This window comes from Bradyrhizobium sp. BR 1432 (assembly GCF_051547705.1).
In the GTDB taxonomy this organism is placed as follows: Bacteria; Pseudomonadota; Alphaproteobacteria; order Rhizobiales; family Xanthobacteraceae; genus Bradyrhizobium; species Bradyrhizobium zhanjiangense.
The window spans coordinates 744773-767745 of the sequence record NZ_JBPUGF010000004.1; the positions used below are offsets into that span (position 1 = coordinate 744773).

General features: G+C 58.7%; 21 protein-coding genes and 5 pseudogenes. 11 read left to right on the forward strand and 15 right to left on the reverse strand.

Annotated features, from left to right (window positions below; genetic code table 11):
• The first annotated feature begins 26 nt into the window (after positions 1 to 26).
• From trbF to ACSKB8_RS44575, 6 genes and pseudogenes are all read left to right on the forward strand, one after another.
• Positions 27 to 656, forward strand: coding sequence for a conjugal transfer protein TrbF (gene trbF / locus ACSKB8_RS44550; RefSeq protein WP_438111801.1), 630 nt, complete (start codon positions 27 to 29; stop codon positions 654 to 656).
• Positions 562 to 1642, forward strand: a pseudogene (trbG, locus tag ACSKB8_RS44555) (P-type conjugative transfer protein TrbG). The gene trbF and the pseudogene trbG overlap by 95 nt, the downstream one beginning before the upstream one ends.
• A pseudogene (locus ACSKB8_RS44560) lies at positions 1633 to 2842 on the forward strand (TrbI/VirB10 family protein). Before trbG ends, ACSKB8_RS44560 begins: the two co-directional pseudogenes overlap by 10 nt.
• Entirely contained in the window at positions 2839 to 3063 is a 225-nt protein-coding gene (locus ACSKB8_RS44565) for a DUF2274 domain-containing protein (RefSeq protein WP_438111758.1), read from the forward strand. The pseudogene ACSKB8_RS44560 and the gene ACSKB8_RS44565 overlap by 4 nt, the downstream one beginning before the upstream one ends.
• Before the next feature lie 119 nt (positions 3064 to 3182).
• Positions 3183 to 3350 (forward strand): alpha/beta fold hydrolase, encoded by a 168-nt coding sequence (locus tag ACSKB8_RS44570; RefSeq protein WP_438111759.1) that lies wholly within the window; start codon positions 3183 to 3185, stop codon positions 3348 to 3350.
• 303 nt (positions 3351 to 3653) lie between these two features.
• Positions 3654 to 4010, forward strand: coding sequence for an alpha/beta fold hydrolase (locus ACSKB8_RS44575; protein WP_438111760.1), 357 nt, complete (start codon positions 3654 to 3656; stop codon positions 4008 to 4010).
• A 205-nt stretch (positions 4011 to 4215) separates the two neighbouring features.
• Here the strand turns inward: ACSKB8_RS44575 and ACSKB8_RS44580 are convergent, their stop codons facing one another.
• Complete coding sequence (locus tag ACSKB8_RS44580) at positions 4216 to 4371, reverse strand: hypothetical protein (RefSeq protein ID WP_438111761.1); 156 nt, start codon at positions 4369 to 4371, stop codon at positions 4216 to 4218.
• A 213-nt stretch (positions 4372 to 4584) separates the two neighbouring features.
• Between ACSKB8_RS44580 and ACSKB8_RS44585 the strand changes: the two genes are divergently transcribed.
• Positions 4585 to 5469 (forward strand): MFS transporter, encoded by an 885-nt coding sequence (locus ACSKB8_RS44585; RefSeq protein ID WP_438111762.1) that lies wholly within the window; start codon positions 4585 to 4587, stop codon positions 5467 to 5469.
• A 1155-nt stretch (positions 5470 to 6624) separates the two neighbouring features.
• Here ACSKB8_RS44585 and ACSKB8_RS44590 read toward each other — a convergent pair.
• The 3 genes and pseudogenes from ACSKB8_RS44590 to ACSKB8_RS44600 form a co-directional block, all read right to left on the reverse strand.
• Entirely contained in the window at positions 6625 to 7302 is a 678-nt protein-coding gene (locus tag ACSKB8_RS44590; RefSeq protein ID WP_438111763.1) for a LysR family transcriptional regulator, read from the reverse strand.
• Positions 7303 to 7350: pseudogene (locus ACSKB8_RS44595) on the reverse strand (hypothetical protein); the annotation flags it as partial.
• A 635-nt stretch (positions 7351 to 7985) separates the two neighbouring features.
• Complete coding sequence (locus ACSKB8_RS44600; RefSeq protein WP_438111764.1) at positions 7986 to 8171, reverse strand: hypothetical protein; 186 nt, start codon at positions 8169 to 8171, stop codon at positions 7986 to 7988.
• 48 nt (positions 8172 to 8219) lie between these two features.
• Here ACSKB8_RS44600 and ACSKB8_RS44605 point away from each other — a divergent pair.
• Positions 8220 to 9211, forward strand: a pseudogene (locus ACSKB8_RS44605) (FAD-binding protein); the annotation flags it as partial.
• A gap of 1124 nt (positions 9212 to 10335) precedes the next feature.
• On the opposite strand, the gene ACSKB8_RS44610 reads toward ACSKB8_RS44605, so the two are convergent.
• The 3 genes and pseudogenes from ACSKB8_RS44610 to ACSKB8_RS44620 all read right to left on the reverse strand — a co-directional run bounded on the left by ACSKB8_RS44610 (position 10336) and on the right by ACSKB8_RS44620 (position 11528).
• Complete coding sequence (locus tag ACSKB8_RS44610; protein ID WP_438111802.1) at positions 10336 to 10713, reverse strand: hypothetical protein; 378 nt, start codon at positions 10711 to 10713, stop codon at positions 10336 to 10338.
• Positions 10714 to 10822: 109 nt separating this feature from the next.
• A pseudogene (glyA, locus tag ACSKB8_RS44615) lies at positions 10823 to 11176 on the reverse strand (serine hydroxymethyltransferase); the annotation flags it as partial.
• Positions 11133 to 11528 (reverse strand): hypothetical protein, encoded by a 396-nt coding sequence (locus ACSKB8_RS44620; RefSeq protein WP_438111765.1) that lies wholly within the window; start codon positions 11526 to 11528, stop codon positions 11133 to 11135. The gene ACSKB8_RS44620 and the pseudogene glyA, both read right to left, overlap by 44 nt.
• A gap of 1452 nt (positions 11529 to 12980) precedes the next feature.
• On the opposite strand from ACSKB8_RS44620, the gene ACSKB8_RS44625 reads away from it, so the two are divergent.
• Positions 12981 to 13154: a winged helix-turn-helix domain-containing protein gene (locus ACSKB8_RS44625; protein ID WP_438111766.1), complete on the forward strand. Its 174-nt coding sequence runs from the start codon at positions 12981 to 12983 to the stop codon at positions 13152 to 13154.
• 457 nt (positions 13155 to 13611) lie between these two features.
• Here the strand turns inward: ACSKB8_RS44625 and ACSKB8_RS44630 are convergent, their stop codons facing one another.
• The 5 genes from ACSKB8_RS44630 to ACSKB8_RS44650 are packed head-to-tail and all read right to left on the reverse strand — an operon-like array spanning position 13612 to position 17565.
• Positions 13612 to 14148: a CDP-alcohol phosphatidyltransferase family protein gene (locus ACSKB8_RS44630; RefSeq protein WP_438111767.1), complete on the reverse strand. Its 537-nt coding sequence runs from the start codon at positions 14146 to 14148 to the stop codon at positions 13612 to 13614.
• Positions 14149 to 14187: 39 nt separating this feature from the next.
• A complete protein-coding gene (locus tag ACSKB8_RS44635) occupies positions 14188 to 14544 on the reverse strand; it encodes a hypothetical protein (RefSeq protein WP_438111768.1) in 357 nt (118 codons plus the stop codon).
• 20 nt (positions 14545 to 14564) lie between these two features.
• Positions 14565 to 15197 (reverse strand): GHMP family kinase ATP-binding protein, encoded by a 633-nt coding sequence (locus ACSKB8_RS44640; RefSeq protein ID WP_438111769.1) that lies wholly within the window; start codon positions 15195 to 15197, stop codon positions 14565 to 14567.
• A 21-nt stretch (positions 15198 to 15218) separates the two neighbouring features.
• On the reverse strand, positions 15219 to 15998 hold the full coding sequence (locus tag ACSKB8_RS44645; protein ID WP_438111770.1) for a hypothetical protein: 780 nt from the start codon (positions 15996 to 15998) through the stop codon (positions 15219 to 15221).
• Positions 15952 to 17565, reverse strand: coding sequence for an aminotransferase class V-fold PLP-dependent enzyme (locus tag ACSKB8_RS44650; RefSeq protein ID WP_438111771.1), 1614 nt, complete (start codon positions 17563 to 17565; stop codon positions 15952 to 15954). The genes ACSKB8_RS44645 and ACSKB8_RS44650 overlap by 47 nt, the downstream gene beginning before the upstream one ends.
• Before the next feature lie 949 nt (positions 17566 to 18514).
• On the opposite strand from ACSKB8_RS44650, the gene ACSKB8_RS44655 reads away from it, so the two are divergent.
• Positions 18515 to 19021 (forward strand): class I SAM-dependent methyltransferase, encoded by a 507-nt coding sequence (locus tag ACSKB8_RS44655; RefSeq protein ID WP_438111803.1) that lies wholly within the window; start codon positions 18515 to 18517, stop codon positions 19019 to 19021.
• Positions 19022 to 19033: 12 nt separating this feature from the next.
• Positions 19034 to 20368: an MFS transporter gene (locus ACSKB8_RS44660; RefSeq protein WP_438111772.1), complete on the forward strand. Its 1335-nt coding sequence runs from the start codon at positions 19034 to 19036 to the stop codon at positions 20366 to 20368.
• 82 nt (positions 20369 to 20450) lie between these two features.
• On the opposite strand, the gene tnpC is transcribed toward ACSKB8_RS44660, so the two are convergent.
• The 3 genes from tnpC to tnpA are packed head-to-tail and all read right to left on the reverse strand — an operon-like array spanning position 20451 to position 22894.
• Entirely contained in the window at positions 20451 to 22103 is a 1653-nt protein-coding gene (gene tnpC, locus ACSKB8_RS44665) for an IS66 family transposase (protein WP_438101914.1), read from the reverse strand.
• A 45-nt stretch (positions 22104 to 22148) separates the two neighbouring features.
• Positions 22149 to 22496: an IS66 family insertion sequence element accessory protein TnpB gene (gene tnpB, locus ACSKB8_RS44670; RefSeq protein WP_438101912.1), complete on the reverse strand. Its 348-nt coding sequence runs from the start codon at positions 22494 to 22496 to the stop codon at positions 22149 to 22151.
• Positions 22493 to 22894, reverse strand: a complete 402-nt coding sequence (tnpA, locus tag ACSKB8_RS44675) for an IS66-like element accessory protein TnpA (protein ID WP_438101910.1) — start codon at positions 22892 to 22894, stop codon at positions 22493 to 22495. The genes tnpB and tnpA overlap by 4 nt, the downstream gene beginning before the upstream one ends.
• Positions 22895 to 22973 lie beyond the last annotated feature (79 nt).

A 22973-nucleotide genomic window follows, 5' to 3' on the forward strand; every position in this document is an offset into this window, starting at 1 on the left:
CGGGCTGATGGCCTTCGGTTCACTCGATTCTCGCTTGCGGTCTCGCCGGCGGGCTCGTCTGGCAGTCCACCCACGGCACCGTCGTTCCCTGGGTGGTCCAGGTCGATAAGCTCGGCGAGGCACAAGCAGTGGCGCCCGCTGTAGCTGACTACAGGCCGAGCGACCCGCAGATTGCCTGGTACCTCGCCCACTTCATCGCGATGGTGCGCTCGCTTCCGGCCGATCCGATCATCGTGCGGGAGAACTGGTTGAAAGCATACGATTTCACGACCACGGCTGGCGCGATGGCGCTGAATGATTACGCCCGCGCCAATGACCCCTTCGCCAATCTCGGAAAACAGCAGATTGCGATCGACGTCTCCAGCGTCATCCGCGCCTCGCCCGACAGTTTCGCGTGGCCTGGGTGGAGCACCGCTATCAGGACGGCGCGCTCGCCGGCCACCACGCGTTGGACCGCGATCCTCACCATCGCGGTTCAGCCGCCAACCGATGCCGATCGGCTGCGCAGAATCCGCTCGGCATCTACGTCAACGCCATCAACTGGTCGAAGGAGCTGGGACAATGACCTCGCCGATTTCCTCACATGCCAGCGGTCCGGCTTCGCGTCTCTTCGTCATTCCCCAAAGGCGGCAGCGTGGCGATCCGTGCTTCCGTAAATCCGCCTTGGCGGGTTTGCTGATGTCCGTCTCGACACTCGGCGGCTGCGCGCACAATTTCATTCCGCCCGACATCAACTACGACACTGCGGAGCCGGCAACACTCACCGCTGAACCGCCACCGCCCGTCAAAATCGTGGAGTTGCCGAAGCCGTTGCCGCTGCCCGGGCAGCTGAAACCGCTTGCTGCTGGTAAACGCGTCCCCGAAGCCGCCGACCCAAAAGTTCGCGTCGAACAGGCCAATGCCGCAGCGCGTGTGCAACCGGTCCGTCAGCGGCTTCATCAACGCGGTCCAAGTCTATCCGTTCTCCGGCGGAGCCCTCTATCAGGTCTATACGGCGCCCGGCCAGATCACCGATGTCGCCCTCCAGGAGGGCGAGCAACTCACAGGCTCTGGTCCGGTCGCTGCCGGCGATACCGTGCGCTGGATCATCGGCGACACCGAGAGCGGCGCGGGCGCGACCAAGAAGATCCACATCCTGGTCAAGCCGACGCGGCCGGAGTTGATCACCAATCTCGTCATCAACACCGACCGGCGGACCTATCTGCTCGAGCTGCGCTCGACGGAGAAGACCTATATGGCCTCGGTCTCTTGGCAATACCCCGAGGATCAGCTCATCGCGCTTCGGCAGCAGAACGCGACGGCTGAAGCCGCAGCGCCAATTGCGGCCGGCGTCGATCTCGCCTCGATCAACTTCCGCTACGCGATCGAGGGCGATGATCCGGCCTGGCGTCCGCTGCGCGCCTTCGATGACGGGAATAAGGTCTACATCGAATTCCCCAGCGGGATCGTCCAAGGCGAAATGCCGCCGCTGTTCGTCATCGGTCCGGCCGGCGGCTCCGAGCTGGTCAACTATCGGGCGAACCGCAACTACTACATCGTCGATCGCTTGTTCGCTGCCGCCGAGTTACGTCTTGGCGATAAGGATAGCGAGCGGCGCGTGCGCATCGTCCGAACTGACGGAAGGCTGCGGTCATGGCGATAGGCAGCGAAGACGAACGTCAAAGCGACATCCCACCCGTCGCACCGCCGGATCTTCGGCTCCGAGGCGAGCGTCCGCGTGTCACCCGCCTCTCGCGCAAGATTCTTATCGGCCTCGGTGCGGTGTCTGCCCTCGCAGTCGCGGGTGCGCTTGGCTACGCCGTCCAGACCCGCAACAAGGCGCAGACCGGACAGGAGTTGCTCGGCACCCAGAATCGCCCTTCGGCCGAGAGCCTCGCCGCCTTGCCGAAGGACTATACCGGCCTGCCGCGTCAGGCGCCGCCGCTCGGGCCACCGCTGCCCGGCGATCTCGGCAAGCCGATCCTCAACGCTGGAGCTGCACCGAACACCGTGGTCTCCGCAACGCCACCCGATCCAGAGTCGCAGCGCAGAGGGCAGGAGATCGAGGCGGCACGGGTCAGCCGCCTCTTCGCCCAGACTGTTCAGCAACAGCCGAACGTCAGCCAAGTCGATCCCGAATACGACGGCCGGCCACCGCGAACAACGCCAGCCACGACACCACCCGTCGATGTGGGATCCGCTCAGAACATGCAGGACCGCAAGACGGCCTTCCTTAGCGCTTCGACCGATAAGCGCGCGGTCAGTCCGGACCGGCTTGAGGCCAAGGTCTCGCCCTATGTGGTGCAGGCTGGCACCGTGATCCCTGCTGCGCTCATCACGGGCATCCGGTCCGATCTGCCAGGCCAGGTCACCGCTCAAGTCACGGAGGCGGTATATGATAGTCCGTCCGGCAAATATCTTTTAGTCCCCCAAGGCGCCAAGCTCATCGGTCAGTACGACAGCTCCGTCGCGTTCGGCCAGAGCCGAATTCTCCTGGTCTGGACTCGCATCATCATGCCGGACGGCAACTCGATTGTGCTGGAGCGCCAGCCCGGCGCCGACACCGGCGGTCATGCCGGACTCGAGGACGAGGTCGACAATCATTGGGGCATGCTGTTCAAGGCCGCCGTCCTCGACCATGCTCAGCGTTGGAGCCGAGGCGGGCACGAGCCAGAACGAGAACAATCTTGTTCAAGCGATCCGCAGCGGTGCGTCCAACAGCATCAGCCAGACCGGCCAGCAGATCGTGCAGCGCCAGCTCAACATCCAGCCGACGCTGACCATCCGGCCCGGCTTCCCGGTCCGCGTCATCGTGACGCGCGACTTGGTGTTGGCTCCCTACCGCCAGGAGGCAAGCCGATGAGCAAGCTGAAGCTCGGAACCATCCTCGACGACAGGCCGGTGAAGATCACCGTCGAGTTGCCGGCTGCCGTCCATCGCAATCTCATCGCCTATGCCGAGGCGATCGCGCGCGAGAGCGGACAGTCAGCCGATCCCGCCAAGCTCATCGCTCCGATGATCGAAAGATTCATGGCGACAGACAAAGGGTTCTCAAAGGTGAAACGGGCGGCAACAAATGGATAAAGGGAAGATCGTTCAGCGTTGCCTTGCAGAGGCGGCCGGGACCAAAGCTCATCAAGTCAAATCCGGTCATCGACCAGAATTTTGCTCACGTAGACGCGTTCAGGTGAAGAGGAAGTCAGATGCCGTATATCGATGCCACGGGTGTGAAGCTTTATTTTGAGGAAGCTGGGGAAGGTCATCCGATCATTTTCCTGCACGAGCTCGGCTCAGATAGCCGCGAATGGGAAACCCAGGTTCGGTACTTTTCTCGTGCTTATCGCTGCATCACCTTCAACGCTCGCGGATAAGCCCCGAGCGACGTTCCTGACGATCCGTCCCTATATGGGTGGGAGCTCGCTGTGAACGACATCGCCGCCAGTCATGCGTGGCCTCGTGCTCGAACGCGCACACCTGGTCGGATTGAGCATGGGCGGATATGCCGCCTTGCAGTTTGGATTACGCTATCCGGAGAGAGCTCGCGCGATTGTCGCGGCCGGTGTCGGATCCGGATCGGCTCCTTCCCAGCGCGATGGCCTGCTCGAGAGAAACCTCCATTCTCGCTCGGGCTTTCATCGAGCGCGGGATGGACGAGATGGCCCGGAAAATGGCGCATGGTCAGAACTCGTATCCAACTCAAATACAAGGATACCCGGAGCTGGCAAGAGTTTCAGGAGCGCCTGCGTCACTGCTCACCGCTAGGTCTGTCGAATACGATGGTGCGCTGTCAGCCGTTGCGACCGTCATTGCATGATCTGGCCGATCAGTTCTCAACGATGCGAACACCGGTATTGCTGGCTCTGGGCGATGAAGACGGGCCCTGCCTCGAGACCAACCTGATGCTGAAAACAGTGCTTCCCAACGCAGGTCTTTGGATATGCCCCAATACCGGCCACACCATCAATCTGGAAGAACAGGCAGCATTCAATGCTCAGCTCGACAAGCTTTCTTGCCGCGGTCGAGCGCGGTAGCTGGCGCCGCGGCAATCCGGAGCTTGAGGCTGAATCCAGTCTGAAACTTGACGTGCGATACACGCAAAAGCTAGTCACCCGTTCATTGCAACGCTCTAGGCGCTTGAAGTGAGTAGTCTCATGAAATCCCAGCACTGTTCGTTCATCTCAGCGAATTCATGGCAACGCGGTTGACCGTCCGGCTACACGCACGGGAGCGACAAGATCAGAACTTATCGAAGCCGCGCTCGATCGCTTTCTTGAATCCGATAGCGCTGCTGAACATTTCGCGATCATGGCAGACCGCATCACTGAGCTGAACGATCAGATCGGGCGTCTCGGTGCCGATCTCAAGATGGTGAATGAGGTCGTCGCCCTTCACGCGCGGGAGCTTTCCAAAACAGGCTGACCGGCCATTTCAGCGAGAGGGCAAGCGGCGATGAGACGACGTTTCGCGCACGGTGGCCCAGGTCAACGGCATCTACGCGCCGCGGCGCGAGTTAGCAGATGTAAATGGCCCCGCTCTTATCATGCGGGTGTTACTGCCATTGGCGGTCGGTTATTATTCTCGTACCTCTTCAGGACAATCAACGCCTTGATCGCCGCTCCCCTGACATTGGAGTTGGAGCTCGACGCCGGTCAACTTGGCTTGCTGACTTCTCTACTTTCTCACCTTCGCGGCAGCGCAGATACCAGTCGGCATCCTTCTAGATCGGTATGGTCCGCGGCCGATCCAGAGTGTGCTGCTGGTTGCTGCTGCGGTCGGCGCCGCATTGTTTGCTACATCAGACAATTTGCAGGCCGGGCGCTGCTCGGTCTCGGCGTCGCCGCGAGCCTGACCGCCGGATTGAAAGCCCTCGTTCTCTGGTTTCCGAAGGACCGTCTCCCGTTTCTCAACGGCCTCATGGTCATGCTCGGTGCAATGGGAGCGGTCACCGCGACCTCGCCGGCGCAGTTGTTGCTGGCTTGGGTTGGGTGGAGGACGCTCTTTGCATTGTTCGCTGTCGTCACGGCCGGCTGTTCGGCGATGATCTATCTCTTGGTGCCCGAGAGTGCATCCGCAAGGTCGGTCATGCGGGGAACTGCCCTGGACAGCTTGAAGAAGATTTATACCGATCCGCATTTCTGGCGTCTGGCGCCCCTATCAGCGACTTCCATCGGCACCGCCTGGGCGCTGCAGGGACTTTGGGCGGCGCAGTGGTTCACTGACGTTGAGGGACTTGATCGCACTGCGTTGGTGCAACATTTGTTTGTCATGGCGGTCGCGCTCAGCCTGGGTGCGCTCCTGCTAGGCGTTTTGGCTGATCAGCTGCGTCGCTGTGGCATTGGAACAGAGGCGCTCCTCGCTGTCGTCGGGCTTGTGTTTATTGCCGTGCAAGTCGCGATTATCCTGCGGTGGCCGTTGTCTTCATACTTCCTGTGGGCCGCTGTGGCCGCCGTCGGCGCAGCTACGGTGCTTCAGCTATGCTATCCTGGCTAGTTATTTCCTGAAAGAACTTGCCGGACGAGCCAATGCTGCGCTGAATGTGCTCCATATCGGTGAGGCGTTTGTCCTGCAATATGCCACCGGCGTCGTCCTTGACCATTGGACGCCTCAGGCGGGGCATTATCCGGAGATCGCGTACCAGATAGCCTTTATCCTCAATCTTGTCCCTCAGATCATCGCATGGGTCTGGTTCGCATTCCCGTGGGGCTTCGGACTTCGACCAGCGCTAGGTTCAGCGGATTGCGGGCGCCAGCGTCGGCGGCAGCCAAGGTTCAGCCTGCCGGGACTGGGAGGCGATCACAGCAAGCACCGGCGCCATTCTATGCGACACCGCGGCTATGTCGGTCCGTCAGCCGATAATGATGGAAGCAACGTCTTTTCGCCGCTCCAGCCTAGTCGCGACTGTAGAAACCGCGCAATACCGCACTCCTGTGGAAAGGTGATCAGATCGCGCTAAAAAGAAAGCTCTCCTCATCGCCGGCGATAAGTCGATAGACCATCCCATTGATCGGCAACACCGCGGTCGACCTGCACGTCAGGCTGATGCCGGCGCCCAACGCGATCAAGAGAATCCGCGACACGCTGCACTTTAGCACGAAGCTCTTTTTCGGAGAATCGATGGACGACACGTGCCATGAAGCTCGGGACCTCGCCGTTTCGCAGAAACGACGAATGTCTCGTCGTGTACGGCCTCCCAGGCAATCGTCTGATTCGTTGCCTGCTTCCCGCCGCCTTAGCCGATGCTCGCACAGGCAACGCGGCATTGTTCGCAGGGCGGCATCTGACTCGGTGCAGGCTCCTTCCCGGAGGGGAGGAACACCGTGACGAAGCTCAAGTTTGACCACTTGAACACGACAAGCCGATAAAGCTCACGATCGAGCTGCCCGCGGCGTCTTTAGGGATCTCAAAAGTTACGCCGAGATTCTAGCGCGTAGCCGAGGCGCGACGACGCCGGTCCAGCCAGCCAATCGATAGCGCCGATGATCCAGCGCATCATGGCGAGTGACCGAGCCTTGCAAAGGCTCCGCGAAATGCTGCTCGAGTCCGCCTCCGGAACGGCTGAGAGGTCCGGATAGCGCTCGCAAAGCAGATCGAGGAACGGACGCAGCGATGGATTGCAGTTATCCTGCCGCCAATAAGCGCGGAAGCTCAGCCGCGTCGGACCGTCAGCATCATGCACCTCGCGGAAGGTGACTCCCCTGGTAGGCAGCTCCAGTCGCACCTTCCAATGCCAGCAGGGCACCCCAGTCCGCGCCGACCATGGTGAAGAAGCTTGTCGAGCGCCGCATCATGGTGAAGCAGCCAACACGGTTCGGAACCTCCCAATTTGCTGACGAGAAGTTTGAAGTAATTCCGGGCCGGGCCGCGCTGTGACAACAGAAGCGCTTCCTCCCTCAGTTCGCCCCAATGAACAACGTCACGCCCTGTCAGCGGATGGTTCTTCGGGAGAGCGACGACGACTCGTTCGCTCCAGAGCAACAAGGATCTGTCGCTCCAACTTGGAGCGGGTTCGGCCACGAAGGCGATGTCAATCGCGGAACTGGCGAGATCCGAGATCAGATGGTCTCTCGATCCGTCCACCAGATGCAGATCGACTTCTGGGAAGCGCTGCCGGTGGTCCAGGAACGTGGCCCGGAGATTGCCGGCTGAGAACGAGGCGTGGACCCCGATGGTCAATCGACCGCTCTCGCCGCGCGAGCGGTTCTTGACACGAACCGTCATTGCTTCCGTCTGATCCACGATGCGCTGGGCGGCATCGATGAATTCCTGTCCCTCGATGGTCGGTCGCGTCCCGCCGTTGGTGCGCTTGAAGAGAGTGACGCCCAACTTGTATTCGAGATCTCGCAGGCGACGACTAAGGGTCAGGTTGCTTATTCTGAGCGTCTCCGCCGCTTAGCGTAAGCTTCGGTGCTGGGACGCTATGATCGCCCAGCGCAGCTCCCGGCAATTCCACAGGCACCGTCGAAGCTATGGCGAGTTGCCGGCGACCAGTGTTTTTCTTGAATGGGTCACTCCATTTATTGCGCTGCTTCAGAACTCTCTTCAATTCGGCCCTGAAGCGACGATTGAATGCTTCAATGAAGAAGTTGTCGGTCGGATGCGCACCAGAACTGCTCCGTGCCGAGTCCGATGAACGAGACACGCCATCAAGAATGCCTTGGCGAATGTTGAGGACCTGCGCAGCATAGTCGACAGCTTTTCGTCAAAGCGCGATAGATCAGTGGATAAACACGCGGAGTCCCTAGTAATCAGTCCTGTCCTTGTTGGATTAATCGAGTGACAACACGCCTCTCTCTGTGAGAGAGCTTGCCAAAGTAGCAGGTGCGTTGCCTCACCGACTTTTCGATATACGGCGGCTGCAATACGTATTTCAAAAATCGATAGGTCTCAAGTTGTCCGTGCGTGATTAAGTGAATGCAACTGATGTACGATTTTTTCCTTGATGAGGCGTCAGACTCACCAAGATGGTCGCGCCCATGGGTTCAATTTACCCAAGGTTACCCCAATGTTTACGTCATGCGCCAATGACTGATCGCGATATCATCTGGAATAATGACAATTGTGGGTGAGATCTCGCCAATCATCTCCACCACTTGATGATATTTCAGTTCGCTAGGTCGCAGATGCAGGGAAGAGAAAAGGCGCGCGGGGTCGGCCGCCAGATGATCTGCCGCCGCCGTTAGGTGCTGTTGCATCAGTCTGTTATTCCCTGTGGCGCCCGGGAAGGGGGCGGCGTGATTAGAATGCCAAAGCCTGACCAAGGCGGGTCTCTCGCGCGACTCGATATCGTCAAAGCGCTGAGAAGGATTGTACCTGGCGAGGGGGCATCGATTTCGATTGCGAGCACCGCGGCTTCGAATGCGATGCGTTGACTGCTTATCGGCAGCTCCGCTGGTCGTGGTGCTGCCTCAGACGACCGCCCAGGTTGCCGAATTCTGCGCTACTGTAAGTACAACAATGTCGAAGCAGTTTCACGCGGTGCCGGCACATCGCTTTCGGGCGGTGCGCTGCCTCTTGAAGGACGCGGTGTTGCTGGGACTAGGAAAGCTTAACCGGATCCTCGAGATCGACGTTGCGAACCCGCTGTGGCACAGCCGGGCGTAACCAATCTTGGCATTACCCAGCCGTCCAGTCGGAGGGACTTATTATGCGCCCGATCCGTCAACCCAAATCGCATGCACAATTGGCGGAAATGTTGCCGAGAACTCCAGCGGTGTTCATTGCCTCAAGTACGGCCTGACGATCCATAACGTCATCGGTGTCGAACTGGTGACGATCGATGGTGACGTTGTCCGATTTGGCGGCAAACATTTTTGGCCGTCAAATCGATCGCTGCGGCGCATAACGCGACGAGCTGCATGGCTAGTCTGTCGGAAGAGGACCGATTGCTCTTTTCGGCAGGACGAAGGGCTGCATTTCCGGCGGTCGAGTTCGCCTCGTGCCTGACTATTACTGCATGGACGGCACGATCCGCGGAAGCAAATCGGAAGGGTACTAATGCGGATGAAAGAGATGGAGGTGAGATATGGACTGCAGGTGGCCAATGTCTTTCAGCAATCTCCATCCGCTCATTCTTTACAATCCAAATGAGCCCGGAGAACTGGAACGCGCCGAGGCGTCGGCAACGATATTCTCCGGCTCTGCGTGGAAGTTGGCGGTGTATTGACGGATGAGCATGGTGTGGGAAGTCGAGAGCTACGACCTTATGGACACTATGTTCAATGGAAGTGATCTGTAGCAGCAGCTACACCTGAAGTGCGTCTTTGATCCAGAAAAGCTTGTCAACCCCTGTAAAGTCTTTGCGCAGCTTTGCCGCTGTGCGGAGTTGGGTCGAATGCACGTGCATGCTGGCAAGTCTCGCTTCCCTGGCATCCCTCGCTGTTGACGGAAAAGTCAATCGTGACTGTCTACCGGCCAACAGGCGAGGAACAACTAGCAGATGTCATCTCACATGGCGGATGCAGAAAAGAGAGATTTGAGGTCGTCGCTGGCGATAGCAAGCGTGCGCTGGGTCGGTCGGCGATGATGCCGCATACTCTCGACGTATCGCAAATCTGTGGGATCGTTGATTACGAGCCCGCTGAGCTCGATTCTGACCGCTCGTCGCGAGACACGTTTGGCGATCATTGAGGCAAAGCTCGAAATCCGAAGGGGCAGATGCCGCTTTCGAACCACCTAATGGGCAGTTTTCTTCACTCTAGTGGAGAGCCGACTGTTGGCGGAACATTAGCCTGTAATCTTGCGGTGCGGGGAGCCTTAAGGCGGTCTGTAGGCTATTCGACCCTCGTCGTCGCGCCGGACAGATCCGAGAGAGAGTCCCCGTTTTCCAGTGCGCTAGAAGGGCCGATTGCCGACCTCACGGCGCGGAGTAAGCGGGGATTCGATCCTCATGGCGTCCTCAATTGCGGCCGAATGCACTGATCACGAGCGATCTCAAGCGTGCGATGATCATCAAGCCAAACACTGATCCGGTGAAGCTTGCCAACCGTGTCGTGGTCGACATCGAGGCCTGACGACTTCTGTTCAGACCTGGATTCTGGTCGTCGTCTAAGATGAACCGCGCAAGGCGAGCTATCCTTCCAAGCGCTGGAGGCCGTGAAGTCAAAGACCTGGGCCGGGTCTTCCTTTATTGTCGTTTTGCGGAGTCTTGGTTGCCGTGCCTATTTGCAAGGGGAGGCCAGCTTCCGAAACTGCTTAGTCTCGCGGCTGCGAGGCGAAATATAGCCGGGGAGCGGAAATCTTTGGCAGAGCCAGATAACCTCGCGCTCGATCTCACGCCGCATTTCAATGGTGAGCTCCGAAGAGGACGACATAGCCTTGATAACCGTCTCAATGAGCTGAGCGCACTGAGCCATCTCCTTAGGCCCCAAACCGCGCGATGACAGCACATTCGTCCCGAAATCCGATGCCACTCGCAATCTTCGGTGGGTTGCAGTCACCGGGAATCGTGTTCCTGTTGGAGATTATGCCGCAGGATTCGAGGGTTCTTTCCACTGCGATGCCAGTCAGTCCGGTTGGCCGCAGATCGAGCAAGACCATATGCGTGTCGGTCCCGCCGGTCATTACCGAAAATCCCCGGCGAATCAGCTCTGATGCTAACGCATGGGCGTTCTCGACAGTACGTGCGGCGAGAGCGTGGAAATTTGCTGAGGCCGCGATATCTAGGGCACGCGCCTTCGCCGCGATGGCGGCAAAATTCGGTGTTCCCTGGCATAGTGGGAACACCGCGCGTTGCAGCGCTTCTGCTGAGCGACTCTTGCCGCGATGTCACTGGGTTTGCGGCGTCCCTACCAGCAAGAATTAGACCGCCGCGCGGGCCGTTCAGCTGCTTGTAGGTGCTGGTGGTCGTGACATGGGCATGATCAATCGGACTGGGGTGTTGTCTGCCCGCTATCAGACCCGCGGTGTGGGATATGTCGGCGAGCAAGAATGCGCCTACGGTATCGGCTATTGCGCGAAACCGCGCGAAGTCGATGTATCTAGAATAAGCGCTGGCTCCGCAGACGATCAGCTTGGGACGATGTCTCTGTGCAAGCTGGAGGACCTGTTCGTAATCGATTAGCCCTTGGTCATTTAGTCCGTAGGCGATTGCCGTAAAATGCTGGCCAATTATCGAAGCATTCGCTCCGTGCGAGAGGTGCCCACCGGCGCGGATATCAAGGCCGAGAAGCTTGTCGCCAGGCGCCAGCAGCGACGTCATTACTGCAAGATTGGCCGAAGTTCCTGAGTGCGGCTGAACGTTTGCATATTGCGCGCCAAAGAGAGTTGATTGCGCGGGCGATGGCAAGTCGCTCGATGCGATCGACAATTTCGGAGCCGCCATGAAATCGGCAACCTGGATATCCCTCGCTGGTGATATTCTCGAGCACCGAGCCGGTGCAGGCCATCACCGAAGGGTCCATCAGGCCTGCCGCGGCCACCATCACCAAACTGTTGTTTTGGCGGAGATATTCGTGTCCCAGCAAATTCGCCAATTCGCCGTCCTCAGAGCGGAGTGTGGAGCTACAGCGCCTGTAGAAGTCGTCGAGGTCCTCAAGTGCTTGAGCACTCATCTTTCGCTCCAACCTGGGTGGTTCGTCGGCAGTGTCTTTTGCGCACTCTTCTCATTTTCTAGTAGCGCGGTGGTCCAGAATTGATTAGCTGCATTGGGCGTTTGCAATTCTTATGGAGTGATCGGCCCAGATCACTTTGAGCTTCGGGCTTACGATACGCAACGACGCGTGTTCCCGTTAGAGCAATCATCAAGGGTGACTGCTTTTGCGGAGCGCCTAGAATCGCGAACCCGGCGCGCTTGGCGATCGCGGTAAACAGTTCGTCGTGCGTGCTTCCATTGAGAGTTAACTGTTGGAGCAGATCTGACCGTGCAGCACTTCAGCAGGTGAGAAATCAACGCGCGGAACGACGTCATTGATGAGAGCAGGTTATGATCGATCTAGCAGGTCGAGTCCTAGGCGCAGGTCGAGTCCTAGGCGATGTCCGGAGATTTCCGTCTGCAATAGGTGACATCCTTCTGTCATCTGATCAATTGCTAGGCTTGGTAGTTGACCGAGGTTCGACCGTCACTGCGCAATTCAAGGGGACACTGCCCCCAACAATCGCAACGCTATGATGCGGTCCGAATCTACCCTTCAACACCGTCAGACATCATTGGGTGTCGCTGGTTCCCCCGGTGCGCAGCGTCCACTGCGGCGCGACCTTATTGACGGCCAATACAATTCCCGCGATGCGTTAATTGACCAGGCTCTCAGTCGACATCGACCGTACGACCGAGCCGCTTTTTGGGTCGTTTGAGGCCTACCAGTCTTGGTAGTGTCAGAAATAGACGTTGTCTGGTTTGTTTGATCGCATTCTGGATAGTAGGCGCTTTGAGAGGGCTCCTTTTTAGCCTCCCCAACTTGATGCGCAAGGTCAGTGCTCCTCGAACGCGCCGGAGCAAATCAATGCACAAGTCGAGCAGCCATGGCGCGGCTGGTCGTTCATCGAGGAGGACCGCATGTTTGCTCGACACTCTCCCGAGCCCAGTGGCGGCTCGCGGGAACTCACTTGCTGGATGTCTATAAATGAGTGCTCTGATCTCACATTTGATGTGGTTCGCACGGTGTGGCGGAGCCGCTGCACGAACTTGATGCAATGTTGGGCTTTGAATGCGAGGTACGCAAGGTATGCCACTCAAATACGCGAATGCGGCACCCCTTTCGCCTAGTCGGCTGGCCGGGTCCGACCGGCACCTTTGCGAACAAGGGGCGACCTCCGCATGCAGCCCCTACGTCGCAGGAACGGCGCGCTAACGAACGAGTACACAGCTACGAAGCCAACAAGCCCTCCCCTGAAAGCAAGGAAGACTCAGGTTCCAGGGAGATAGCCAAGCCTCACTACAAGTTAGTGTTCCGCGATCTAGTCATGGATATTCGCGCACAACGCGTCACTCTTTGTGGTCAACCAATCAAGCTGAGACCGTTAGAATTTCGCCTGCTGCAACATTTCCTTGAGCACCCCCCGAGCAAGTGTTCTCTAGGGCCGAACTCCTGTCGACCATTTGGGGGCAGAACGTCCATGTCACTTCACGGACCGTTGACCTCCATATCGGCCGCTTGCGCAAGGCCCTCAACGGATGCGGCCAGCGCAACTACATCCGCACGGTGCACTCCAGGGGTTACTCCCTCGATGCGCAGGAGTAACCGCCAGCTTCTGCTCATCAGTTGGCAGCTTCTGTCCCAAGGCCCGTAGCCCAAGGGAGTTGGTTTGGGCTTGCTCGATATGGTTTCGCGAGGCCCGCTGACCCGACTTGTTTGATTTTCCTAAGATGGACCGTATACTTGGTTGGGACCGAAGTTAGTGACGTCGCGGCAACGAGACGGCCGGCGCTTTACCGTCGAAGGCTGCATCGTTACTCAAGAGTTTGCAAGCGCAGCATCGCCGAACAGATCGACCACTTCACGCACAAATTCGATGCGCCATACTTACGGGGCGCCAGCCCCGCTATTCGAACACGGCCAGTTTGTCTGCCATTCCAAACGCTAAGCTTGCGGGCTCCAAGCGAGCATCAACAGGAAGGCCATTGTTGATAGTGCAGCGAAGCCAACGATCCAGGGGATAACTGCCGGGCGTCCAAGCGGGAAGAAGAAAGGGGCGATATTAAGTATACCGAGGCCAATGTTGGTCATCACTAGGATGGGAAAGAAGCTCTCTGCGGTGATGTAAGGCCGCAGCAGAGAGAACCGTAAGGACCAGGATGTTGTGGGGGATCGGCAGGCCTACAATCTTCCCATTTTCGGTTGCGCCATAAACGTTGAAGTAGCTTAAGCGCAAGATCCCTGCACTTGCGACGAACAATGCTGCAACAGCGGCGGTTGTACGGAAATTTCCGATTGTCATGAGCAGAACCGCGGGAAAGATGCCGCTGCTGATAAGATCGGCAAAGCAATCCATGTTGGCGCCAAGCTCTCCGCGCTCCTTTGGACGAGCCTTAGCGCGGGCTGCCAACCAACCATCGATCCAATCGGCGACTACGGCCCAAAGTACGGAAATGAACGCAAGCTCGAATTTGTGCTGTAGTGCAAAAAATATCGCGAGCAAGGCCAAGCAAAAGCCGATCAGGGTGATGAGATTAGGAACGTCTGCGAGGAGCTGGATCATTAGCTTTGGACGGCTAGCGACGGGCGTCGTTCGCATTGAAGTCTCCTCATGTTCAGATCAAGGTCTGTTGAATGATCACTGCAAGCAGGGAATGAACATAGGCGCCATGCCCAGCTCCTGAAGGCCGCCCATGATGGCCGAGACTGGACGATCCGAGTGGTAGAGATTCGCGTGCAGGATCACTCCGACCATCCGCCCGCTATGCGCAACCTGGATGCCCAACGCACCGTTGGCACGCGCGATGTCTAAGATGGCTGGAAGGCCCGCTTGCGGAAGATGGCGTTGATTGATGAGCGCGCTTTCTGTCCCGACCTGCGCAAGGAGTGCTTGGTCCTCCTTGGCGATCGCTCGTCTCAAGCTGCGCCGCAAATCATCAAAATGCTCAATCTCCGCGGAGTCATAGCGAGCGGGTGGGAAATCCAGTGTCAGCAATCGATTCCCCGGATCGCAGTTTATGCTGATGAGGCCAATAGGCGGGAGTCGGTGTCCGAAGTCCTCGACGATGATGCCTTCCGGTGCGCGGCAAGAACCGCGCGCGAGGTGAACATGGTTCCATCACTCGCTTCCTCCGCTGTCACGCATAACTTCAGAAGGTTCGCTGGGGTAAGCCTGATGCTGAGCACTGCGGCCGCTGCCTTAAGCGCGGCGACAATGTCGGCTGTTGACGAGCCTAACCCGTAGCCGACCGGTATGTTGCTCCGGAGCCGTATCGAAAGTCCCAAGGCATGCGCGCCGATTTGGCTCAACAATAGAGCTATGGCACGTCGTACCTTTGATTTATCGGGCGGGTCAACGTCGACCGAGGGCTCGCTCCTAGGTGCCGCCCAGGCTACGCAGTTGAACCTGGAACAAGGCAAAGTCACAAGCCCCCGATGGATCTGGCCTGCTGCATCACGGAACGCCCCCTGAAGGATCTCGCCGTGGTGCCCCACGCCGACGCCGCCCGCCCCAGCCACCGCAAGCGGTCGTGTATATGAGTAGCCGTCCTGTCGGCTCGCATATTCACGAATAATCGTTGGCTCAACGGATTGTGGAGAGCTTATCCTGATATCCGACCGATTTCGAGCATGCCAAGCTACCTTCACGTTCTGAATCCGTCGACCTACCTATGTCTGCGCCAGGATCCTTTCGGCGCGCCACTTGGCCTTACCGAACTGGGAGCAGAACACGGGGCCCCAATGACCGTCAGTTGCGGCGCCCAGGGCCACCTCGCCGGCAAGCCCCTCGCTCCCCAAGCGCCCCGAGAACCGGTAGGAAATTTGGAGTGCTTCGTATGGATGCGCGCTGGCAAAACAAATTCCGGCGCCCTCGGTCGCGCCGCTTAGGGGAGCTTCCGTCATCGCTGCGCGATGGACGCCGCAAAGTTTCGTGCCAGTCTGCTCCAAGTCCAACTCATGATTGGCGCTACGGTGAAGAAATGAGATGTGTAGCCGCCAGCGCCCCGCCAGAAGAGGCGCCTCGCCATCAATTGGATCATGGCCGTTTACGTTTGGCGCGCTGGCGCGCTGCAATTCTTCTTTCATTCGTTGGGCAACGAGCTGAGCCTCGCCCGACTGCAAATTACAGGGGTCGATGATCACGGATTTCGAGGTGGCGCGAACATCGTCGAGCATGACGGAGGGCGTTCCGGTGAGCAGCAACTCCCTCAGTTGGTGGCCGTGAACGGCGTATCGCACCGTATCCCACCGAACCTCCAAACGAGGGACTCTGGCCAGCCCAATGGGCTCGACAATGACTGTTCGGATCCCCTGGTCACGCTCCAATTCGCCTGCAATCAGCTCAAGGTCCATCCGCCAACGCCGTTCCTCCGCCGCCGGGTCATGCGATGCGAACCAATGCTCAACTGCAGCGAGTGCTCCGACGATTTCTTCCTTTCCGACCTTCATCGGTCGGCCCAGTGACTGGTGCGGCGCACCGTTCGAGCCACGCGGCTTCGACAAGTTCACGGCGGCCGACGAGCAGGCCCGTCGAGTGGGGGCCGCGCAAGAATTTGCCTCCGCTGTAAACGACCAGATCGGCACCGCGCCCAAGCCACGGATCCGGACTCTCTGGGTAAACTGAGGCGGCGTCGACGAGATCAGGGATTTTTGCGCGTTGCGCGAGTGGCACCAGGCTTCCGAGTGGAAGCTGCGATCCTCGCTCTCGCATGGCGTTGACGCATATAAGGGCAACGTCGTGCTGGGTTAAAGCCCGTTCGACGTCCGTGGCGGACGTTACCGACCGGACCGCAAGACCGGCGACGCGAAGTGCTTGTTCGTAGGCGAAACGCTGATCGCTCGGGACCAACGCGATGGGGCCATTCTGCGCGAGGATCGGCAGCCGAACCATCTTCTCCGGATCATTGCCGGCGACGCATGCTGCCGCCGATAGCGCTACCGCAGCAGCGCTGCCCGCCGTAACGATACCCCATTCTGCACCCATAAGCATACTGAGACGCTCACCGACCGCCAGCATGAGATCGTCGAGATTGACAAAGCGATTTGCCGCAGCTGCCATCACCTGTTCGACCTCCGGTAGCATCCGGCAGTTTCCGTTGATCGCCCGAACACCGGCGCAGTTGATGAAAGGGCGCACTCCTAGGTACTCGAATGGTTCTTCGACAAACAAGTCCTGGCCCCCGTGGGGCGAGCCCTGCACTGGGTTAGCCCTCGAGGGGGTGATGCTGTCGTGCGTGATGGCACCGCGCGTCTCTTCTAAGCGGTTATCGAGAAAAAGGACCTGCGCAGCTGCGTAATCGCTGGGATCGTCGATTTCCATCCAGCGCACACCCGGACAAGGTACACCCCGCAGAACCGCCTCTCCCCGCGCAATGACGCGCGCGAGAGCGCATTCGTAAAATTCGTCGGTAATTCCAGCTCGGATGGTGCGCTCGATCTCAGGTAGAAAATTTCGCACCATGAACTCACGGCCAAAACGATGTATGTTGATCGTCTTCCAGAGTTCTTGCTTACTGATTTCGCCACTCTCCGATACGATTACGAGCTCTTGGATCCGCCATTGATCGTCCACGGAGACGGCGGCGCCGGTCATGTGCTCCTGCATCCGGTCCACTGCCACTGCATTAATGAGATCGGATTCCAACATCCGGTCGAAGATACCCCGGTCGAAGAAAACATCCCCCTCGATGATGATCACGTCATTGCACAGACGATCGCGAGCAGCCCAGAGTGAGACGATGTTGTTGGTCTGGAGGTAATCGTTGATGGGCACGTACTCTATTTCCACCCCGGCCAGTTCCGATCCCAGCTCTTCCCTGATGAGATTGCCCAGGTGTCCTACTACGATTGTGGCGCGCATGATCCCAGAAGTACCGAGCATCTGCACGCAGTTGCGCAGAATTGGCGTGCCATTGACCGGCGGTCGGGGCTTGGGTCGATGCGCTGTAATTGGGAGAAGCCGCTCGCCCTTTCCTGCGGCGAGAATGATCGCGCGTTCACTACGTCTTCCAGACATGGTCGCCAATAGACCCTGATCACTTTTACATCGGGCGAGACGTATGAACGCTTTCCATCCCTGCTCCGCCTCGGCACACGTCCTTTCGTGGTCTCTGTGCACACGAACGATCTCGCATGCGGGAGAGCAAGTCAATCTTGTTACATAAATACTACAATACGATTACATCTCAGCGTTCACCAAACGAGTAAGGTGATTGGCGACAATTCGGTTTGACGCCTAACGATACCGACGATGAAGCCGGAATTCTCAGAATGCCTAGCCGTTCTGTCGAGCAGATCAAAATCAGAGTTCACATTCCAAGATCCGCTGGTCGTCGGAACGACAAGAGCTTTTCGATCGATTCCGATCGATCACTGGCGGGTTCAGTCAGGCGGCCCGCGCTTTGTCTTTCGCTGTTGCCAGCGTTCCCAGGCGTTCGCAGTTGCGCCCGCCAATCTAGTCGGCAATTCGCTCCAAGGTCATGGCAATCCGATTCATTCCGGCAGTGCAAGCACAGGTGACATTCAAAGACGCGGCCGGGGCTTACGAAATCTTCAGCAATTGCGTCTCCGCGGCAACGCCGCGTACGCCTTCATCCAAAGGTGAGCACAGCGGTAGGACGCCCAAACGGCGTACAAAGAAGCACGTTGGAACAGTCGAACGAACATTGATCAAAAATCATGGAGGACAAGATGCAAGATGCGAAAGGGCGGTCTTTTGGAAGCTTCTCCGAGGTGGCAGAGAGCTATCCGGGGCGCCCTCCATATTCACCGCGCGTCCTTCAGATGCTTGCTGATCAAGTAAAGAAGCTAACCCCGAATCCAACCTTCGCCGATATCGGCGCGGGTACGGGTGCGATTGCCTACGCGTTAGCTGACCTGGGGCTTTCCGGCTATGCAGTCGAGCCCGACAGTGAGATGATTGCAGTGGGGCAGCGGCTTCGCTCAGCTTATCCGGCCGTATCTGGATTAACGCACCGGGAGAGTGCACGGGCCTGGCCGACGGCACGGTCGATTGGGTTTGCTACAGCTCATCGTTCCATTGGACGAATACAAAGGAAGCGCTGCGCGAAAGCATACGCATCTTGCGGCCTCGCGGGTTCTTCACAATTACTTTCATCCTTGCGGATTTTGAAAGCGATCCCTTTCAGCTGGAAATCGATAATCTGGTGCGCGACATGGCGCCGGCCTTGCGCCGGGCGCGTCCTCCAGTCATCGCCCAGATGCAAACCTATGAGGCACTCCTCAACCAATATCCCGGGTTCGGTAACTGCGTTTCTCTGGCGACCAGCGAACCGATATCCATGAGCGAGGAGCAGTATGTCAACTACTGGGCCAGTTCACATGATATCCCGAGCCAGGTTCCGCCGGAGGTCTGGAATTCCATACTGCAAATGATCGCGGAGACGTTCCGATGCAGGCAACCAGCGCGCTTGCGGTTTCGCTCCACAGCGTGGCAAGCCCAACGCACGTGAATTGATCATCATATGTCTCAACACGACCGAAAGCGCCTGCTCAGCCGACCTCCTAGCATCGCGGATAAGGTCAGTTTTGAAGAGAACGGTTCAGCTACCGCGGGATGCGATAGCCGCAACATTCGAAGCGAACTGCGAAGAAGGCTTGCGACGTCCTGCAATGATGACCATCTCGTTGTCGCGGCACTAGGCGGAGCAGAACTCGTCAGCTACGGCACACTTTATTATTGTGTTGCTGTTGTGGCTAACGAGGTTGCCCGTGATTTCGCAGTTACGGATGAATGGATATTCGCGTGTCTTTCCCTCGCTCTCTTTGCAAGTGCGATGATGTCGTCGATAGCGGGGCGCCTTATGGACCGATACGGCGCCGGCAGAACGATGATAGTCGCCTCAGTTGTGGGGGCTACTTGCTTGGGAATAGCAGCAATCTCTTGGAGTGCGGCGGTATTCGCTATCGCACTATTCGGTACGCAAATAGCGTCGGCGTTTCTCTTCTATGAGGCTGGGGTAGTATTCTTGATCCAGCGAGATGCGATCCATGCCAAGCGGCAACTCGCTATGCTGACGTTAATCGTTGGGCTCTCGTCAACATTGTTTTGGCCGCTCACATCTTTCTTGCTCACTTTGATATCCTGGAGAGCAGTCTTTGGGATCTACGCAGGCTGCAATATTCTCGTTGCCCTGCCGCTAGTGGTATGGGCTCTTCGCCGGCGCTCTGTGAGGTGCGATAATCAGAGCGATATCCAGGTGACGCACGATCACTCGCGAGCCTACTCCAAGGCGATTGAGTTTGTGTTGATGACGATCGGTTTCTCGCTCGCCGCATTCATCATCTCAGCATTCCTTGGCCAGATGATCCAAATCTTCTCATCAATTGATTTAGGTCCAAACAGCGCTTTGATCGCAGCGCTCTTCGGCCCTTCACAGGCCCTAATTGGGCTTTTCGCAGGCTCGCTCGCCGAACGAATAGCTGCAACTCATCTCGCCCTTGTCTCATGCTTTCTGCTCTCCGCGGCTACGGTTATCATCTTACTGGCGTCGCACTCGCTCGCTGGAATTACAGCTTTCGTTGTCTTACTTGGATTCAGCGCCGCTCTGAACAGCATCTGTCGTGGCACGCTGCCCTTGGCGATGTTCGGCCAGGACGGGTACGGAAGTCGGCTTGGTTGGATCAGTCTTTTCCGACTGTCCGCCGCATCTTTTGCGCCGTTTTGCTTCAGTTTTGTCCACAATCAGTATGGCATCATGGTTGCTTTGGGATTCCTGGCGGCCTGCGGGGTGGGATGCATGATCGCCTTTGTGGGCGTAAGCATGCGACTAAGACCCGTAGAGGGCGAGCGTGTCTAGGAAAGTACGCATACGACGAAGACCGCCTGATTGACGCATGCGCGCGGGGGCCGGGTAGCGCTATGATAGCGCTGCGTGAAGGTTAGGCAGCTTGCTGATCGGTGGGTTCGTCGGCTTGGCGCGGGAGCTTCCATTCCCAGGGCAGCAGTTCGTGCAGACGCGAAGCGGGAAGATCGGCGATCCGGGCGAGGACGTCGGCGAGCCAGGCTTTGGGATCGACATCGTTAAGACGACAGGTGGTGATCATCGTCAGCATGATGGCGGCGCGTTCGGCGCCGCGCAGGCTGCCGGCGAAGGTCCAATTGCGCCTTCCCAAGGCGATGCCGCGCAACGCTCTTTCGGCGGCGTTGTTGCTGAGGCAGATCCTGCCATCGTCGAGGAAGCGGGCAAAGTCGGCCCAGCGCCTGAGCATGTAATTCATGGGCTTCAGGACCTCGGAGGAGCGCGAGAGGGTTTCTCGCTCGCGCAGCAGCCAGGCGTACATGTCGTCGAGCAGCGGCTTGCTTCTCTCCTGGCGCACGGCACGCCGCTCGTCGGCGCTGCGGCCGTTGATGGCGCGCTCGATCTCGAACAACGCATCGAGGCGTCTGACCGCCTCCAGCGCGATCGGGGAGACCGGTTTACCCTTACTGCCTTCCCTGGCGTTCTTCTCGATATCGGCCAACTCGAAGAAGCCCCGCCGCGCATGCGCGAAGCAGAATGCCGGCGTGATCGGCATCGCTTTCCTTTGCGGGTCGAACAACGGCTCGAAGCCGCTATAGCAATCGGCTTGCAGGATGCCGGCGAAGGCGGCCAGATGCTTCTGGGGATGCTCGCCCCGTCGATCGCTCGAGGCGTAATAGACCGCAGCCGGCGGCGCCGGCCCACCATAGGGCCGGTCATCCCGCACATAGGTCCAGATCCGGCCGGTCGTGCACTTGCCCTTCGCCAGGACGCGGATGGTGGTGTCGTCGCCATGAAGGCGCTCGGCTGCGAGTACATGACGCTCGATCAGCTGGAAGAGCGGCATGACGGCGAAGGTTCCGTGGCCGACCTGGTCAGCGAGCGTCGACAATGGCAGGTCGATCCTCTCGCACTTGAAGCGCGCGCTCTGGCGGTTGAGCGGGATATGCATGCCGAACTTGTCGAACAGGATCGTCGCCAGCAATTGCGGACCGATGAAGCCGCGCGGCGTGGTATGGAACGGTGCCGGCGGCTGGCTGATCTTCTCGCAATCGCGGCAAGTGAACTTTTCGCGCACGGTCTCGATGACCTTGAACCGGCGCGGGATCTCCTCCAGCGTCTCGGTCACATCCTCGCCCAGCTTCGCAAGGCGCGCCCCACCGCAACAGGCGCAGGTCTTTGGCGCCTCAATGACGACGCGCTCGCGTTCGATGTCGTCCGGCCAGGGCTTGCGTACCGGCCGCTTGCGCGTGAAGGCGCGCACGCTCTGGGTTTTCGCCGCGGCGGCGCGCGCGGCAAGCTCATCCTCGCTCGCCGTGGTGGCGAGTTCTTCGAGTTCCAATTCCAATTGTTCGATCAGCCGCGCCGTGCGCTCGGAGCGCTGCCCGTACAGTTCGCGCTTGAGTTTCTCGATCCGCAACTCGAGATGCGCGATCAGCGCCGCGTTATCCGACAGCTCCGCCCGTGCACTGGCAGCCACCGCCTCGGCTCGCAGCCGCGCCTCACGCTCGGCCTGCAGCGCCGCCAGGGCACTGACAAGGTCCGATGGAAGGTCGTCCGGCTTCGATATCATGAAGCCATTGAATCAGATCAAGCAGAAGATTCAAACCCAAAACGGCTATCCGACCCGCGTCGGACGCTGGGTTTCTTGGGGGTTGCGCCAATCGATTCCGGACAACAGGTAGCTCATCTGCGCCAGCGAGATCGTCACTGCTTCGCCCGCAACCGAAGGCCAGATGAACCGCCCTCTCTCGAGTCTTTTGGTGAACAGGCATGCTCCCTGGCCATCGTGCCAGATCACCTTCAGAAGATCGCTTCGGCGACCGCGGAAGACAAACAGATGACCGCTGAGCGGGTCCTTGCGCAGCACCTCCTGCACCTGGAGTGCCAGCGACGGAAAGCCTCGGCGCATGTCCGTGTAGCCTGTCGCAAGCCACACTCGTGCGCCCGTCGGAACCGGGATCATCGGCGTACCAAAGCATCGAGAACTCGACGCAGCGCGTCTCCATCAACGTCGCCATCGACCCGGATGCGGTGCCCGCTACCAAGATCAATCTCAATGATGCCCAGGCTCTTCCGTCGACGCGCCGCCGTCGTCGTCAATGACGCTTCGGCCACCTCCCGCGGCGGCACAGACGGCCCAATCTCGACCGGCACGAACGGCGCTATACTCGCTTCACCGTGCTTGCAAAGCTCTTTGCGCCACCTGAACAGCTGGCTTACATGAAGGCCAGCCATGCGAGCCACCTCGGAAACACTGGCTCCGGGCTCGAGCGATGCTGCAACAAGCCGTTCCTTCTCATCCTGCGACCACCGGCGCCGCCGCTCGACCGATGTGATCACCTCCGCCCTCGAAATCGTCATAGTGCTTCTCCTAGGATTACCCCTAGGACCTGCAGCGTTCGCGTCCGTCAAACAAGACGGCCCTCAACGGAGGAATACG

Coding starts and splice junctions, on each gene's coding strand:
- ACSKB8_RS44575 (WP_438111760.1), top strand. CDS start 3,654: ATGGTCAGAACTCGTATCCAACTCAAATACAAGGATACCCGGAGCTGG.
- tnpA (WP_438101910.1), bottom strand. CDS start 22,894: ATGACGATTTCGAGGGCGGAGGTGATCACATCGGTCGAGCGGCGGCGC.
- ACSKB8_RS44565 (WP_438111758.1), top strand. CDS start 2,839: ATGAGCAAGCTGAAGCTCGGAACCATCCTCGACGACAGGCCGGTGAAG.
- ACSKB8_RS44600 (WP_438111764.1), bottom strand. CDS start 8,171: ATGCAACAGCACCTAACGGCGGCGGCAGATCATCTGGCGGCCGACCCC.
- ACSKB8_RS44570 (WP_438111759.1), top strand. CDS start 3,183: ATGCCGTATATCGATGCCACGGGTGTGAAGCTTTATTTTGAGGAAGCT.
- ACSKB8_RS44620 (WP_438111765.1), bottom strand. CDS start 11,528: ATGAGTGCTCAAGCACTTGAGGACCTCGACGACTTCTACAGGCGCTGT.
- tnpB (WP_438101912.1), bottom strand. CDS start 22,496: ATGATCCCGGTTCCGACGGGCGCACGAGTGTGGCTTGCGACAGGCTAC.
- tnpC (WP_438101914.1), bottom strand. CDS start 22,103: ATGATATCGAAGCCGGACGACCTTCCATCGGACCTTGTCAGTGCCCTG.
- ACSKB8_RS44660 (WP_438111772.1), top strand. CDS start 19,034: ATGTCTCAACACGACCGAAAGCGCCTGCTCAGCCGACCTCCTAGCATC.
- ACSKB8_RS44630 (WP_438111767.1), bottom strand. CDS start 14,148: ATGCGAACGACGCCCGTCGCTAGCCGTCCAAAGCTAATGATCCAGCTC.
- ACSKB8_RS44650 (WP_438111771.1), bottom strand. CDS start 17,565: ATGTCTGGAAGACGTAGTGAACGCGCGATCATTCTCGCCGCAGGAAAG.
- ACSKB8_RS44645 (WP_438111770.1), bottom strand. CDS start 15,998: ATGAAGGTCGGAAAGGAAGAAATCGTCGGAGCACTCGCTGCAGTTGAG.